Annotated in this window: 16 protein-coding genes; 13 read left to right on the top strand and 3 right to left on the bottom strand. The window is 36.1% G+C overall.

Annotated features, from left to right (window positions below; all coding sequences use genetic code 11):
- Positions 1-25 precede the first annotated feature (25 nt).
- The 7 genes from CAN42_RS06350 (at position 26) to CAN42_RS06380 (ending at position 8,400) form a co-directional block, all read left to right on the top strand.
- Complete coding sequence (locus CAN42_RS06350; RefSeq protein WP_085875990.1) at positions 26-3,091, top strand: phage tail tape measure protein; 3,066 nt, start codon at positions 26-28, stop codon at positions 3,089-3,091.
- Positions 3,091-3,453, top strand: a complete 363-nt coding sequence (locus CAN42_RS06355) for a hypothetical protein (RefSeq protein ID WP_008901317.1) — start codon at positions 3,091-3,093, stop codon at positions 3,451-3,453. Before CAN42_RS06350 ends, CAN42_RS06355 begins: the two co-directional genes overlap by 1 nt.
- Positions 3,453-5,342, top strand: a complete 1,890-nt coding sequence (locus tag CAN42_RS06360; RefSeq protein WP_085875991.1) for a hypothetical protein — start codon at positions 3,453-3,455, stop codon at positions 5,340-5,342. The genes CAN42_RS06355 and CAN42_RS06360 overlap by 1 nt, the downstream gene beginning before the upstream one ends.
- On the top strand, positions 5,329-6,720 hold the full coding sequence (locus tag CAN42_RS06365) for a hypothetical protein (protein WP_084229875.1): 1,392 nt from the start codon (positions 5,329-5,331) through the stop codon (positions 6,718-6,720). Before CAN42_RS06360 ends, CAN42_RS06365 begins: the two co-directional genes overlap by 14 nt.
- Before the next feature lies 1 nt (position 6,721).
- Positions 6,722-7,123, top strand: coding sequence for a phage holin family protein (locus CAN42_RS06370; protein ID WP_049690784.1), 402 nt, complete (start codon positions 6,722-6,724; stop codon positions 7,121-7,123).
- A complete protein-coding gene (locus tag CAN42_RS06375) occupies positions 7,124-7,948 on the top strand; it encodes an N-acetylmuramoyl-L-alanine amidase (protein ID WP_085875992.1) in 825 nt (274 codons plus the stop codon). It begins immediately after the preceding gene.
- 137 nt (positions 7,949-8,085) lie between these two features.
- On the top strand, positions 8,086-8,400 hold the full coding sequence (locus CAN42_RS06380; protein WP_245149858.1) for an N-6 DNA methylase: 315 nt from the start codon (positions 8,086-8,088) through the stop codon (positions 8,398-8,400).
- A 16-nt stretch (positions 8,401-8,416) separates the two neighbouring features.
- Here CAN42_RS06380 and CAN42_RS06385 read toward each other — a convergent pair whose 3' ends face one another.
- Both CAN42_RS06385 and CAN42_RS06390 read right to left on the bottom strand, forming a co-directional pair.
- Positions 8,417-9,598, bottom strand: coding sequence for an alpha/beta hydrolase (locus tag CAN42_RS06385; RefSeq protein ID WP_085875994.1), 1,182 nt, complete (start codon positions 9,596-9,598; stop codon positions 8,417-8,419).
- A gap of 38 nt (positions 9,599-9,636) precedes the next feature.
- A complete protein-coding gene (locus CAN42_RS06390; RefSeq protein ID WP_085875996.1) occupies positions 9,637-10,158 on the bottom strand; it encodes an HXXEE domain-containing protein in 522 nt (173 codons plus the stop codon).
- 129 nt (positions 10,159-10,287) lie between these two features.
- On the opposite strand from CAN42_RS06390, the gene CAN42_RS06395 reads away from it, so the two are divergent.
- Complete coding sequence (locus CAN42_RS06395; protein WP_066130492.1) at positions 10,288-10,845, top strand: TetR/AcrR family transcriptional regulator; 558 nt, start codon at positions 10,288-10,290, stop codon at positions 10,843-10,845.
- Positions 10,846-11,573: 728 nt separating this feature from the next.
- Here CAN42_RS06395 and CAN42_RS09230 read toward each other — a convergent pair.
- Positions 11,574-11,819, bottom strand: a complete 246-nt coding sequence (locus CAN42_RS09230; RefSeq protein WP_425330837.1) for a ParB N-terminal domain-containing protein — start codon at positions 11,817-11,819, stop codon at positions 11,574-11,576.
- Between the two features lie 384 nt (positions 11,820-12,203).
- Here CAN42_RS09230 and CAN42_RS06410 point away from each other — a divergent pair, with 384 nt between their 5' ends.
- Genes CAN42_RS06410 through CAN42_RS06425 form a run of 5 tightly spaced genes read left to right on the top strand, consistent with a single transcriptional unit; the run spans position 12,204 to position 16,000 of the window.
- The gene (locus CAN42_RS06410) at positions 12,204-12,413 is read left to right on the top strand and encodes an SHOCT domain-containing protein (RefSeq protein ID WP_085875998.1); all 210 of its coding nucleotides are present in this window, start codon (positions 12,204-12,206) and stop codon (positions 12,411-12,413) included.
- A 59-nt stretch (positions 12,414-12,472) separates the two neighbouring features.
- A complete protein-coding gene (locus CAN42_RS06415; protein WP_085875999.1) occupies positions 12,473-14,035 on the top strand; it encodes a recombinase family protein in 1,563 nt (520 codons plus the stop codon).
- Complete coding sequence (locus tag CAN42_RS06420) at positions 14,028-14,444, top strand: serine integrase family protein (protein ID WP_085876000.1); 417 nt, start codon at positions 14,028-14,030, stop codon at positions 14,442-14,444. The genes CAN42_RS06415 and CAN42_RS06420 overlap by 8 nt, the downstream gene beginning before the upstream one ends.
- Positions 14,434-14,574, top strand: coding sequence for a hypothetical protein (locus tag CAN42_RS09235; protein ID WP_425330838.1), 141 nt, complete (start codon positions 14,434-14,436; stop codon positions 14,572-14,574). The genes CAN42_RS06420 and CAN42_RS09235 overlap by 11 nt, the downstream gene beginning before the upstream one ends.
- The gene (locus CAN42_RS06425) at positions 14,552-16,000 is read left to right on the top strand and encodes a recombinase family protein (RefSeq protein ID WP_425330839.1); all 1,449 of its coding nucleotides are present in this window, start codon (positions 14,552-14,554) and stop codon (positions 15,998-16,000) included. Before CAN42_RS09235 ends, CAN42_RS06425 begins: the two co-directional genes overlap by 23 nt.
- Positions 16,001-16,012: the final 12 nt, after the last annotated feature.

The raw sequence follows: 16,012 nt of genomic DNA on the forward strand, positions 1-16,012 counted from the left end.
TGCTTAAAATTAAGGAGGTGAGATATTGGCAAATAGAATAAAAGGGATAACTGTTGAGATTGGTGGGGACACTACCAAATTACAGACTGCACTAAAACAAGTAAATACGGAGATTAAACATACTCAATCTGAACTTCGTGATGTCAATAAACTTCTAAAACTTGATCCTGGCAACACTGAACTTATCTCACAAAAACATAAACTGTTAGGTCAGACATTAGAAGAAACAAAGAATAAACTAAAATCATTAAAAGAGGCACAAAAACAAGCTGAACAGGCTCTTGCAGAAGGTAAAATTTCACAAGAGCAATATGATGCTCTTAAACGAGAGATTATTGAAACAGAACAAGCCCTAAAGTCTCTAGAAAGACAAGGGGCAACCACTAATCAAACCCTGCAAAACATAGCTATTACTGGGGAAAAATGGCAAAACACAGGACAAAATATAGAAAACGTGGGAAGAAAAATGATGCCAGTATCTCTTGCAGTAGCAGGTCTTGGAGTAGCAGCTGTAAAGACTGCGTCAGATTTTGACTCTGGTATGTCAAAGGTAAAAGCAGTATCTGGTGCAACAGGGTCCGACTTTGATGCCCTAAGAGAAAAGGCTCGTGAAATGGGAGCCAAGACAAAGTTCTCAGCATCTGAAGCGGCAGAGGCTATGAACTACATGGCCATGGCTGGTTGGAAAAGTAAAGATATGATTAGTGGTATTGAAGGAGTCATGAACCTTGCTGCAGCTAGTGGTGAGGATCTAGCTACTACTTCAGATATCGTTACAGATGCCCTTACAGCCTTTGGTTTAAAAGCTGAAGACTCTTCTCACTTTGCTGATGTTCTTGCTGCTGCATCATCTAATGCAAATACCAATGTTTCATTAATGGGTGAAACCTTTAAATATGCTGCACCTATTGCTGGTACACTTGGCTATTCAGTTGAAGATACAGCAGTAGCTATAGGTTTAATGGCTAACGCAGGAATAAAAGGTTCACAAGCAGGGACAGCTTTAAGGTCTGGACTAACAAGACTCGCATCACCAACTAAAGAAGTTATTAATGGAATGTACATGTTGGGCTTATCTATTGAAGATGTGCAGGACCTTTCACTTGATGAGACTCTAAGCACCTTTAGAGTTGCCTTTGCTAATTTAGATGGAACTCAAAAAGCACAAGCAGCATCCATGATATTTGGTAAAAATGCCATGTCTGGAATGCTGGCAATTATAAATGCCAGTGAAAAAGACTATAACAGTTTAAGTGATGCCATATATAACGCAGATGGAACAGCAGAAAAAATGGCTGCTACTATGCAGGATAACCTAGCTGGTCAATTAAAAATCCTACAATCTGCCTTAGAAGAATTAGCCATATCCTTTGGAGAACTTTTAATGCCTGCTGTTAGAAAAGCAGTAGATATATTAACAAAACTGGTAAATGGACTTAATGCACTTCCAGGTCCAGTAAAAGGCATTATTGCAGGTATCGGTCTTTTCATAGCTGCTCTTGGTCCTGTACTAATGATTGTAGGAAAACTTATCTGGTCAATAGGAACTATTATGACTAAAGGTCCTCTAATAGTAGGAGGAATAACTAAGATAGTTGGAATCTTTACAGGTACACTTATACCAGCAATCACTGCAGTAGTATCAGCCATAGGTATTGTTCCTATTGCTATTGGTGCAGTAATAGCTGGTCTTGTTCTTTTATGGAAGAAGTGCGACTGGTTTAGAGAAGGGGTCATCTCCATATGGGAAACTATTAAGGAATCAACTGTTGCCATTTGGAATGGAATAAAAGAATTCTTCGTAAACTTATGGCAGGGGATATCTGATTCATGGACAAGTACCTGGACTGAAATCACAAGTTTTCTATCAGAATTTTGGACTGGATTTATTGAAAGAGTGAAAAATACTTGGAACGGCATCAAGGACTTCTTCGCCAATCTATGGAATGGACTTTCTGAAGGCTGGAATACTATCTGGACATCTATAACAACTTTTCTAACTGAATCTTGGAATACCTTTATCGAGGGAGCCAAGAGTTTATGGCAAAGTTTAGGAGAATTCTTTACAAGCCTCTGGACGGGAATTCAAACTACTTTTACCAATATATGGACAGCTATTTCAACTACAACTACAGAAATATTTACAGCAGTTGGTGAGTTTATCAGAACTACTTGGGAAGGTATTAAGACTTTAATTTCAACAGTTCTTGATGCAATCAAAGTAAAAGTAGAGACTATTTGGAATGGACTAAAAGAATTTTTAACAACAGTCATTACTGCTATTGGAGAATTTATTTCTACATCCTGGACAAACATAAAAACAACAATTGAGACTATCTTGACTTCTATTAAGACAGTCCTTGAATCAATCTGGAATGGGATAAAGACCTTTATCTCATCAACAATGAATAACATTAAGTCCTTAGTTTCATCTGCTTGGAACTCCATAAAGTCGACTATTTCCTCTGCAGTAAATACTGCGAAGTCAGCCGTATCGTCTGCCTTTAATTCTATGAGATCAAGCATTTCATCGACCATGTCAAATATTCAGTCCACTATTAGAAATGGATTTAATAATGCAGTTAATCACATTAAGAATTTGGCATCACAAGCCTATACATGGGGAGCTGATATGATTAACGGAATTGCTAGAGGGATTAGAAGTGCAATTAGCAATGTGACATCTGCTGTTTCTAATGTAGCATCAACTATTAGGTCCTACCTGCACTTCTCTGTTCCAGATGTTGGCCCACTTACCGACTATGAATCTTGGATGCCAGACTTCATGGAAGGTCTATCTAAGGGGATAGAAAAGAGCAGAAGATTAGTACAATCTTCAATGAAAAATGTCGCAAGTGATTTGGTTTTAAGCCCAAATATATCAGCTGTTGGCATAGGTGGACATGATAAAGAATCAGCTATAAATGGAATTGATATAGGAAGACAAATATCCGATGCACTTGCAAACATTAATTTAAAATCAGAAAATACTGGAGATATAGTTATCCCAGTTTATCTTGGAGGCACACTCCTTGATGAAGTTATTGTTAATGCATCTATGCGTAAGAATTTAAGAAGTGGAGGAAGGTAATGAAATATCAATCATATTTAATTATTGAAGGAGTAGACCTACCACTACCAAATTCTTATGATTTGGAGTTTAGAGATATTGAGGCAGATACTGGAGGAGAAACAGAGGCAGGTACAATTCAGAGGGATATTGTTAGAAATAAAGTAGCGAGTATTTCTGTAAGTTTTTCTTGTAGTCCTAAGCTTGTAAAGAGATTGAGTAGTCTTACTAACAAGTCTAACCTTAAAGTTAAATTCTTAGATACAGAAACATTGGAACTTAAAGAGACACAAATGTATATAGACAAGTTTCAAGTCAAATTAATAAAAGATACTTCTTATAAGGGATTGTGGGAAGTATCTTTTTCATTGGAGGAGTATTGATGTATCCAATAAGCAATGAATATAAAAAAGCAATCAAAAAGAATTCTCGTAAATTTTACTGGACGGGAAATATCATCTTAAAAGATGAAACAATCATTCCATTTACCAATAAAGATATTCTTAAAGGGTCTGGATACATTCATCGTTCATGCTCTGGATCTTCTGAACTTGAAATAGGGACAGTTTATGCTGGAGAGTTTGGAATTAGCCTTTTTTCAAATATAGATAGGTATTCTCTAGAGGATTCAAAGCTAGAACTTTTTTATAATCAAGAACTAGAAAATAAAAAGATAGAAACTATACCAATGGGAATATTTGATGTTACTGAGGCAAATAGGTCTAAGAAGATTTTAGAATTAAAAGGCTATGATTATATGCTTAGGTTTGATAAGAACTTCCCAGTTACAGATACCTTTGGCACAGCCTTTGAACTACTAAGTCTTTCATGTGAGAAGTGTAAGGTAGAATTAGGTATGACAGAAGATGAGGTAAGAACTTTTGTAAATGGTGAGGAAGTTTTGGCAATTTATCAAGACCATGATATAGAAACCTACAGGGACTTTATTCACTATATAGCATCGACTCTTGGTGCTTTTGCTGGGGTTTCTCGTGATGGTAAGTTGGTTTTAAAGAAGTATGCAGAAAGCATATCAACTGAAATTAAAACAAGAGAAAGATTTTCTTCATCAATATCAGATTTTAAGACAAGATATACAGCCATCAACTCAACAAATGCCAAGACTAAAATAGCTGAATATTACTCTTTAGAAAATGATGATGGACTAACTATGAATCTTGGGATAAATCCACTGATGCAGTTAGGACTTCCAGAAAAAAGAAAAAGGATGTGTGAGGCACTTCTTACTGAAATTTGCAAAATTCATCACACACCTTTTGATATGGTAACAATAGGAGACCCAAGTCTTGATGTAGGAGACAGAATAGCTATTTCTTATGAAGAAGAAAAGATTGAAGGACTTATCACTGACATAGAATATAAAATAAATAGCAAGCATAGAATTCTTGGTGTAGGAAAAAATCCCTATTTATCTAAAGCTAAGAGTAAGAATGATAAGAATATAGTAGGACTGTTAAATCAAATTGAATCTGAAAAGTTAGTAGTTCATGCTTACTCAAATTACTCTGCTTTTAATCTTTCCACAACAGACACGCCGATAATTCGTATAGAATTTGCCTCCAATAAAGAAACGGAGGCAATTTTTAATGCATCTATCTTGTTAAATATCATCTGTGATACTGAAGAAAAAACTAGAAAGATATCAAGAAAGGTTAAGAAACAAGTAGAGGTTTTAAATAATGATGGAAAATCCTATGATCCTCCAAAGTTTGATACCCAAGAGGGCACAAGCGAAAAAGAGGAAGTAGAAGAATTAGACTTTATTGAAAACATAGAAATACCAACAAGGATTATTGTTACCTATGTTTTTAATGATACGAAAATAGAACATCATATTCCAAAAGAAACCTACTTAAGTGGTGACCATATTTTAAATCTTTTTTATCCGTTAACTAAACTTCAGGAAAAGACGATGAACAACTTCTCGGTATTAATTAGGCTTGAGTCTGGTCAAGCAATGATTGGAAAAGATAATGCTATCGCAGCTATATCTGGTCAATCTCTAGGTTCTACAGAGGCTTGGGATGGAAAGCTTAAGATTGATGAGTCTTGGAAGAGAATAGAACTTAGTCATTCATTCTTGCTTAGGAAACTTAAAGCAGACTACAAAGTAGAAAGACAAATACCAACACCGATTATATTTAATGAAAAGGTAGGAAGATTCAAATATCAAGGATTAATGCTTGGAAAATATAAGGAAGAAATTACTACAGAATTTAAAGATAAGGAGGAAGGAAATGCTAAAAGGTAAATCAGTTATTGAACTAACTGATGTGAGGACAAATAAGAAAGAGATATATGAAGATGAAAACTTAATAACTAATGCAGTCCCAGATTTATTAAGACTGAATCCATCGGGTCTTATGTATCCATTAGATAATGGAACAGTTCAGTTTAAAGATGAAATATTTCCCATAGCTAATAAATGTTATGGTGGAATATTATTATTTGAAAATCCCTTGGAGGAGGATCCAAATAAAATAATTGCACCTTCAGACAATCCAATTATTGGTTATGCATCAAATGATGTTAATGATACTGACAATTCCAAAAGAGGATCTGCGAACCTGACGGAATCCAAACCAATAGATAGAGGATATAAATTTGTATGGGACTTTTCAACTTCACAAGGAAATGGAAGGATTTCATCCTTAGCTTTAACTCATTATAGAGGAGGCAAAAGCTTTTATGGGAACTCTTATGACAGAGAATCTGGAATTCTTATGTTAAACAAGGTTAGTACAAAAACGGACAAAGCTGTTCTATCTTATTATGCAGGTCTTGTTGAAGTAAACTTAAAAGACCAAAGTTTTTATTCTATTTGGCCTATGCCCGATAGACAAATTCAAATAGCTAAAATTAAAGAGTCATTTTTCAATATAGGACTTAATGATACGATTTTAGGTATGCCTACACAAGATGTTGAAGTAAATTATATTAAACCTGAAAAATTTTTCCCAAGTAGATATAGCATTAACTGTTCCTTCCATGATGGGGAAGATGGATATTGGTATGGATTTTCAACGGAAGGGGAAACGAACAGCAGGGGAAATGCTGAAATATATACAATAAAGATTAAGAAGGAAGATTTTTCATTTACAGAAGATAAGTGGGTGTTAGAAAATGTACAACTGCAAAGTATAGGTAGATATCCAAGTTCTGAAAATGAAAGCCATTACAGGACGATAGGAAGTGTGGTTAGAGGTAAATATTTGTATTGTTTAAATTACAAAAAAAATGGTGTTTATAAAATAAATATTAATAATCCAGTGGACATTACATTGATTAATCTTGAAAATGAAGTTGATATTCTAAGAGGAGAATATACAAATCAGTATTTTTACAAATATGGAGATTATGTAGCAACCAGACAGTTTTTAATTGATAAAAATGACAATGTTATTTATACAGCTAATGTTGATATGAAGTTTTTAACTACACCTTTAATTAATATTGGTCCATTTATGATTGGTTACGATACCGATGCAGGCTATGGAAATTATACTCTTTATAAACTTCTATTCCTTCAAACGCAATATCTTGGAACAATTAATAACCTTTCAAGCCCAATATTAAAAACGGCAGATAAGACAATGAAAATAACTTACACACTAACAGAGGAGGAATAAAATGAATAAGTTTTTAGAAATATTAAAAGTATGCTTTACAGCCATTGGAGGATGGTTGGGATTTTATCTTGGAAGTGTAGATGCTTTTATCTACACACTTCTTGCTTTTGTAATAGCTGACTATTTAACAGGGGTTTTAAGAGCAGGGGTCGAAAGAAAGCTATCCTCATCCATAGGATTTAAAGGGATAGCTAAAAAGATTATGATTTTTATAGTTGTAGGTATCGCAAACCTATGTGATGTAAATTTAATTAAAGGTGATGGAACAATGATAAGAACAGCCATCATCTTTTTTTATATAGCAAATGAAGGGCTCTCTATCTTGGAAAACTCTGTAGCACTAGGCTTGCCAGTACCAGAAAAACTAAAGGCGATTTTAAAACAATTCAAGGAGGAAAAATAAATGAGTAATAGTCCATTAGTACAAGCAAGAATTCTCTCACCTAACCATAGCGGTAGAAGAAATCAAAAGATAACTAAAATAGCAATCCACCACGCAGCTGGAGTTATAAATGGTAGAAATCTTGCTGGAGTATTTGTGCCAAAGTCAAGGCGAGCATCAGCGAACTACAACTTAGGATCCGATGGAGTCATTGTTTTAGGAGTAGATGAATCCAACAGAGCGTGGACAACTTCATCTTCCTGGTGTGACAATCGAGCAGTAACAATTGAAGTAGGGAACTCTACGAGAGGACCTCAGTGGTTAGTTTCTGATTACGTTTTAAATAGACTAATTGATTTAGTAACAGACATCTGTAGAAGAAATGGAATCTATCCTTGTACCTATACTGGAGGTAAGGATGGTGTTCTTCAAAAACACGAATGGTATAAAAGTACTAACTGTCCTGGTCCATATCTTGGCAGCAAGTTTCCATATATAGCAAATGAAGTAAATAAAAGACTAAGATGCAATAAGACTGTTAGCAAACCAACAGGTGGACTATATAGAGTTAGAAAATCCTGGTCTGATGTAAAAAGCCAGAAAGGAGCATTTAAGAATTTAGAAAATGCTAAAAAGTGTGTCAATGCAAATCCAGGATATGCTGTCTATGATGCAAATGGTAGATCTCTTTATCCGGTAGCAAGTGCTCCATCAAAGAGTGTTGATACCTTAGCAAGAGAGGTAATTGCAGGAAATTGGGGAAATGGAGAAGAAAGAAAAAGAAGGTTAACTAACGCTGGATACGATTATTATGCTATTCAGAGGAGAGTAAACGAATTAATTTAATATATCAATTAAATCCTGATATACTTCTAATTTAGAAGTTTGAACTGACATCCTTCAGTTATTTTTTTTGTCTAACTTTTGGGGGTCAGTTCAATATCATCATTCAACTGTTTTTAGAAAATAACAAACTGAAAGGCTTGCTTCCTGATGTAAGTTTTAACAATCCGGAAGAGCTTGGTAAAGGCAAGGAACTGGTTGATAAGGTTTCAGGCCATATTAAAGTATTTCAAGACCCTGCTATTGATTTCAAAAGCAACATGGCAAGTGGCGATGACATTATCGGAGATGCTTATGAGTACTTTATGATGAAACTTGCTCAAGAATCAGGTAAGAGCAAAGGGCAATCCTATACACCAAGTGAAGTGTCTCGAACAATAGCAAGGCTAATTGGCATCGGTAATATATATGTTAACGTACAAAGACCTTATACCCTGCACGATAGATGTACATGATATTCTTGAAATGAATTCAATTCTTTCTAACTTCTAAATCACGATGTTTTAAAAATGTCAACCATTGCAGTATCACATCTAAAGCCAGTTTGGCATTTCCTAAATTGCAATGATTTCCCGCATTTTCTTTTTCAGTAAAAAGGCGAAATGTGAGAGAGTTCGCATTGGTAAGTGCGTTGATTTCTTTGCCGATCATTCGGTAATCAACGAGGTGGTCTTGGTTGGCACCAAGAATCAATACATCTTGTTCAATCATGGAGGCCACATCCATAATCTGATATTTACTCACTTTCTTCAGATAATCATAAATGCTGTCAGCTCCATAGGCGTACATTCCATGATTGACACCCCATTGAAATAATGGGTCATTCTTACGTATCAATTTCATCATGCAAAGAATAGGGCTGAGAACGATGCTGAGATTATGTTTCAACATAAACCTAACAATACCGCCTACATTTTTTGGTATTTGGTCGAGAACCACGTCTAGAAAGTCCGGTAAAACAGACCAAGATACAACCCTTGTAATTCTTTTGTCAAATGCAGCAGCACGCAGGGCCAGCATAGCTCCCAAAGAAACACCAATAATAATGACGTTATTCAAGTGAAAGAAATCTAATATTTCTTTGACTGGATGTTCCCAAGCATATGTAAAGTGTTTCCCTTGAACACGAATAACGTTGCCTTGTCCAGGACCTTCAAATAGATATACATCATACCCTTGTTCAGAAAGATATAACATCGGCAAAAACATTTCCTCAAAGCATGAATCGTTACCACCGTGTAAAAGAATGGTGCCCTTACATTGTTTTTGAGCTTTTGCAACCATGATTGGCAGCATAACATCTTCATATGGAACTTGAATTTTCTGGACACGTCCCTCATCGAAATAAGAATGGTAATACTCATAAAACAGTTCCGTGGCTTTTATATAGTATTCCTTGTTGCCAGGATTTACATCAAAAAATTCGCTCATTCGGTAATATGAAATTGCCTGAGGGATTCTGTTTTGAGAGAGTGCATGATCCCCAAGGTAAATCATTTCCTTCTTCCAGCTTGTGCTGTCTGTAATCTTTTTGGCAGACTGCATCACATCGTTTAAATTCCCGCCATTCCAAAGAATGACGCGGTTAAGCTGAAAGTTAAAATTAGGATCAGGATTTAGGTGATACATACCTTGTTTAAATTTCAACTCCATGCAAAAGACCTCCTTAAAAATTTGCTATTTGTGTGTAATTAAATTTCCCACTTTTTGATAAAAGTTTCAAAAGATTTCATACATCTATGCAAAATAGCCACCATTAAGAGCATCAAAATAGCGCCTACTACACAACTGATCCATAATTGAGCTGTGGTAAAAGAAAGGAATTTATTTGAAACCCAAATGATATAAAAGCATAACGGAAGGAACGGGATTGCGGTGACCACTCCGGGTACATAGCCATTAAATTGCAACGCCAACATACAATGCACAATAAGGTGAAAGGTAAATCCAAAAAATAATCCCAGCCACAAAAAGTACCAATCAAAGATACAAGCAGAGAGGGATAAAGCTGAAATAATGAAAAATTCAATCAATACACCAATGGAAAATGACGGTGTGCTTCCCAAATCGGCAAATGGAATCTTCTTCATTTTTGTTGTTTGTATTTTTCTTTTATATTTCTGTTTCCATGCCTCCACAAAAATAATCTCCTCGAAGTCATGCAGCATAAAAATAACAGGGAACAGCCAAACAATCGTATTTATTGTATTCATAAAATTGAGCCTCCTTTATCTGTCTCACTTGTGTCACTTTCTAATTTATAGTATACTCAATAAGACATGATTGTCAATATAAGCGGTTCAAGTGCTACAATCCCGAAAAAGTGTGACAGGAGGAACAAAATGAGGTTGGTAAAAAAGGAAAAGAATCCCATCGCTGAGCAATCCCGTCAATGGTTTATGCAGTCCTTGTTGGATCTTATGAGCCAAAAAGACTACGCTCGTATTACCGTAACAGAAATCGCCGAACATGCGCTTTTATCAAGAAGAACTTTTTATAGGATCTTTGATTCGAAGGAGCAGGTATTACAGCAATGCTTCTTAGAAAGATGTGAGGACTACATTACTTATTTTCAAAAAGACAGGCACTATACACTGGAGCAGATTGTGGAAGTGTTTTTTACCTTTTGGGAGAAACAAATCGACTTTTTGCGTCTTTTGCAACAGAATCATCTATTCTATTATCTGCTGGAAGAATTCAATCAGGCCTTACCTGTGATTCATGATACCGTTCGTGGAAATCAAAATTTGTACGACAGCATCTTTGAAAGGAAAGCTGCACTGCTCGTCAGTGCCGGTGCACTTTGGAATCTTCTTTCCGAATGGATTCAAATGGAAAATCGTCCGTCTCCAAAAGAAATATCTAAAATGATGCTACAAATAATTGCATCTAATTCTTGAAAAGCACCCTGGTGTTTTTAAATCATGCGTAAAAGCTTCCACCCTTCCTGAACGTTCCTGCGTCATCTTCCACTGTGCTGAAAGTGATATTTTTAAATTCCTCCTACATTTCCATAAAGGTAGTGCAGCGTGTGCCCAATTCATTATATGTATCACAATGAATCTCAAAATAGTAAATACCGGCAAGAAATGCTCAAGGATAGCTGCGGCTCCCTTGCGCTGCCATTGTTCCAGCAGTTTGATGATGGTTTCCTCCATGCGCTGGACCTTAGAGAGAATGGGTGACCTGCTCATAATCCATCGTTTCTAAAAGCATCTGCTGTTCCTCTGGTTTGAGAAAAGACACCTCATAGGCCGGATTAAAGGCGATTTTCTTCTCGTCCACCATGTTCAATAGTTCGGGAATTAACTCTGTCAGGCGAATGTATTTTGAATCTGAGTTTTACTTTGTCCGATCTGCTCCGCCAAAATATCCCTGGATTTCTTTCCATTGGACTTGTGCCCAAGTTTTGCACAAGTTAAATCCATACGTTCACCCTGATGTTTCATAGCCTCCAACTTCATCTTGTAGGCAAAAGCCCTTTCACTGGGGAGGAGTTCTTCTCACTGCAAGTTGCTGTCAACCAGGATGATGGTGGCGACGTCATCGTCAAATCCCGGACAATGACCGGCATTGTCTCTTTCTCCGCCAGATGGCTGGCCCGATGCCGCCTGTGTCCGGTTACCAGTTAATAACCGCCATTGGGGTCAGAGCGGGCAATCTCCGGAACCAGCACCCCATACTGCAGGATACTGTCGGCAGTTTTCATCATGGCCTCATAGTCCTTGACCTTAAAGGGGTGGTCCTTGAACGGGTGCATCTCGATCAGAAGGATTTCCACCATCTTTTCCCGCCCCGCGTCGGTGTGATTTTCCTCTGTGGAGAACAGGTCATCTACTGATGCCAGTTCTACTTTTTTCGCACTGCTGTTCAAGTTTCAACACCTCCTTGATCAGATTTGCATAACCTTCCGCCACTTTGCCACCCGGATCGTGGGCGAAGATGCTCTTGCCCTCGGCTGCATGGGCGTTGACCGTAAGCATACCCAGGGAGGGCTGTCAGTCAATGAGAAGCACCTTTTTTCCGGCCTGCGCCAGCCCGACCCTCCTTAAAGAACAGTATCATTACATAAAAATCTAATATTATATTAGACCTATTGGTATTCGCACATAAATGCTGATAGGTCTTTTTTTATCTAAACTTTTAATTATTTAATTTTTACTCAAAGTCACTCCATATGTCCTAAGGAATATAGAGGAAAGAAAATTAAGGTTAAAAATAGAACTGATTTCTTTGACTGTGATATAGGAGGTGGAGTATGAGAGTAGAAAAGTTTGAAGGTAGAAAAGAAACTTTAAAAACCGAATACACTGAAAGGGATTTAAAGGCAGAGCTTAATTTCTATCTATCGGATAAGTTCATCCAAGATCTATTTCTGTTAGACGAAATCAGCCTTGAAGAATACAGGAAAATTAGGAGAGAAAACATTAAAAAATTCAGACCTATTCTTTCAGAATTATTGCTATAAGACTTGATAAATACTCACTTGTACGGGAACATAGCACTAGCAGAAAGGAGGTTGAATGGATGAAAAAGATAACAAAAATAGAAGCTAATCAAAAAGAAGAATCTACATTAAGAGTTGCTGCTTATGCCAGAGTATCGACTGATGAAGACGCTCAGCTTGTAAGCCTTAAGACACAAAAAGCGCACTACGAAAAGGTTATATCTGAAAACAAGTCATATACTTTTGCAGGTCTATACTTTGACGAAGGCATTACTGGAACAAAGAAAGAATGCAGAGACGGTCTTTTAAAAATGCTAAAAAATTGTGAGAATGGGAAGATAGATTTTATCCTAACCAAATCAATATCTAGGCTTGCAAGAAATACGACAGACTGTTTGGAAATCGTAAGAAGACTCCTTGACCTAAATATTGGTATCTATTTTGAAAAAGAAAACATTGATACCAGGACAATGGAAAGCGAGTTGATGTTATCCATACTTTCATCCCTTGCAGAAAGTGAATCCAGGTCTATTTCAGAAAATAACAAATGGTCCATAAAGAAAAGATTTCAGAATGGAACTTTTATCATATCAAGCCCACCCTATGGCTATGAGAATATAGACGGAAAGATGGTAGTGAATGAAGAAGAAGGAAAAATAATAAAAGAAATATTTGAAGAGTATCTTTCAGGTAAGGGAACGCACAAAATAGCAGAAGGCTTAAATAAGAGAAAGATCAAAGGACAAAGAGGAGCAAGCTGGCATGGGTCGACTATAAACGGCATCTTAAAAAATGAAAAATATACAGGGGATGTCATCTACCAAAAGACCTATACAGACGATAGTTATAAGAGACACAAGAATAAGGGAGAAGAAGACCAGTATAAGATAATAGATAACCATGAAGCTATAGTAAGTAGAGAGGACTTTGAAAAAGTACAAGAATTAATAAGACTTAGAGCCATAGCAAAAGGAAATGGAGAAAACACTAAAAGATATCAAAATAGATATGGTCTATCTGGAAAAATCAAGTGTGGAGAATGTGGCTCAAGCTTTAAAAGAAGACATCACTATAATGGCAAAGATAAATATATAGCTTGGACTTGCAGTGAGCACCTAAAAGATATAAATAAGTGCTCCATGAAGTTTATTAAGGACAAGGACATAAAACTAGCTTTTGTAACTTTAGTCAATAAGCTAATCTTTGGAAAAGATAATATCCTTACACCACTCTTAGAATCTATAAAGAGAATAGACAGCAAGGAAGAAGTAGAGAAGATAGAAAAAATAGAAGAAAGCTTAGAAAAAATAAAGGAAAGAAAAGAGGTCCTAAACAAACTGATAACATCAGGAGTTTTAGATGCAAGTATTTACACAAAAGAAAGCAGTGAGATTTCAAGCGAAGAAAGAAACTTACTTAAGGAAAAGGAGAGAAGTCAAAAAGCCATCCTTGGAAACGATGAAGAAATAAGAGAGCTTGAAAAACTAATAGGAATCTTAGGAAAAAGTGAAATGATAGATCACTTTGAAGGGGACTTGTTTGAAGAAATCATTGACCAAATTCAAGTTGTCAATAGAGAGACCTTTGAGTTTCATTTAAAGTGTGGACTTGTATTAAGAGAGGAAGTAAAAAATAATGTCTAGGTTATGCTATGGCTATACCATAAGAGACGGAAGATTAGAAATTCAAGAAAAAGAAGCGGAGAATATAAGAAAAATCTTTAAAAACTATCTTGCTGGCAATGCCCTTATAAAGTCGGCAGACCTTGCAGGCTTAAAGAAAAACAGCTCAAGTGTAAAAAGAATCCTCACCAATAAAAATTATTTAGGAAATGATATCTATCCCAAGATAATAGATAGAGGGAGCTTTGATAAGGCAGGTCAAATGTTAAAGGAAAGGGCAGTGGCCATGGGACGAGTTTGGGAAAAGGAAGAAGAGATTATTAGAGCTCCTTGTAAGTTTAGATATAAAGAGGAAGTGGCTTTACCTATAGATCCCCTTGAACGAGCAAGCCACCAGTACAATTTAATCGAGGTGATAGATGATGAATAGTAAGGTCATAGTCATACCAGCTAAAAAGAAAAAAGGAAACTCCATCAAGGAATCAGAAAAGAAGAAGTTAAGAGTAGCCGCCTATGCAAGGGTATCGACAGACAGCGATGAACAAGCAACTTTCTTATGACACTCAAGTAGACCACTACACAAATTATATTAAGAAAAATCCAGACTGGGAATTTGCAGGAGTATTTTCTGATGAGGGTGTTAGTGGAACTTATACCAAGAAAAGAGATGGCTTCAACAAAATGATTGAAGAAGCCATGGAAGGAAATATCGACTACATCATCACAAAGTCCATATCGAGGTTTGCTAGAAACACACTAGACTGCTTAAAGTATATTAGAAAACTTAAAGAAAACAACATCCCAGTCTATTTTGAAAAAGAAAACATCAACACCATGGATGCCAAGGGAGAAGTCCTCCTTACCATTATGGCATCTTTTGCACAACAGGAAAGTCAGTCCTTGTCACAAAATGTGAAGTTAGGCTTTCAATATAGATTTCAACAAGGCCAAGTCCAAGTAAATCATAATAGGTTCTTAGGCTACACAAAAGACGAAGAGGGAAAACTTGTCATCGTTACTGAAGAAGCAAAAATTATAAAAAGGATCTACAGAGAATACTTGGAAGGAGCAAGCCTACGAGATATAAAAGAAGGACTTGAAAAAGATAAGATAATAAATGGAGCAGGAAATAAGAAATGGCATGTATCAAACCTCAATCAAATTTTAACTAATGAAAAATATATGGGAGATGCACTCTTACAAAAAACATATACGGTAGATTTTCTAAATAAGAAAAGAGTAAAGAATGATGGAATTGCACCTCAATATTATGTAGAAAACAGCCACGAAGCCATTATACCTAAAGAAATCTTCATGCGAGTCGGAGAAGAAATGTACAGACGAGTTAATATGGTAAGTGGCAAGGGGAAAAGAAGAATTTATTCCAGCAAATATGCCCTTTCAAGTATTGTCTATTGCTCTAAATGTGGGGATATTTACAGAAGAATAGCATGGAATAACAGGGGGAAAAAGTACACCGTTTGGAGGTGTTGTACAAGAGTAACCCATGGACCAGATGCCTGCCATGCTAGAACCATTAAAGAAGAAGACCTACAAGAGGCAGTTGTAGAAGCCATCAATCAACTTATATCTGAAAGCAGTGAATTAAAAGAAATAATAAAAGAGAACATTAAAAATGCCATCACAGGTGATGGAAGTAGACAGATAGAAACAATAGACAAAGAAATGCTGAATGTTCAAGAAGAGCTTTTAAAAGTAGCTAATGCCAAGAAAGACTACACTGACCTTGCAGACAGGGTGGAAGAATTAAGGAATGAAAAAGAAAAGATACTCCTAACTATGGCAGAAGAGAAAAATGAACAAAGCAGGCTAATGGAATTAGAAGAATTTTTAAATAATCAAGAATTAGAAATAGAAAGCTATGATGAAGAATTGGTAAGGAGACTGATAGAGAAGATAGTGGTTTATGAAGAAAAACTTAAAGTAATATTTAAATCAGGATTGGAATTCGAGATTAGCAAATAGACAGCTCTAGAT

The organism is Peptoniphilus vaginalis (assembly GCF_900176605.1).
Taxonomy (GTDB): Bacteria; Bacillota; Clostridia; order Tissierellales; family Peptoniphilaceae; genus Peptoniphilus_A; species Peptoniphilus_A vaginalis.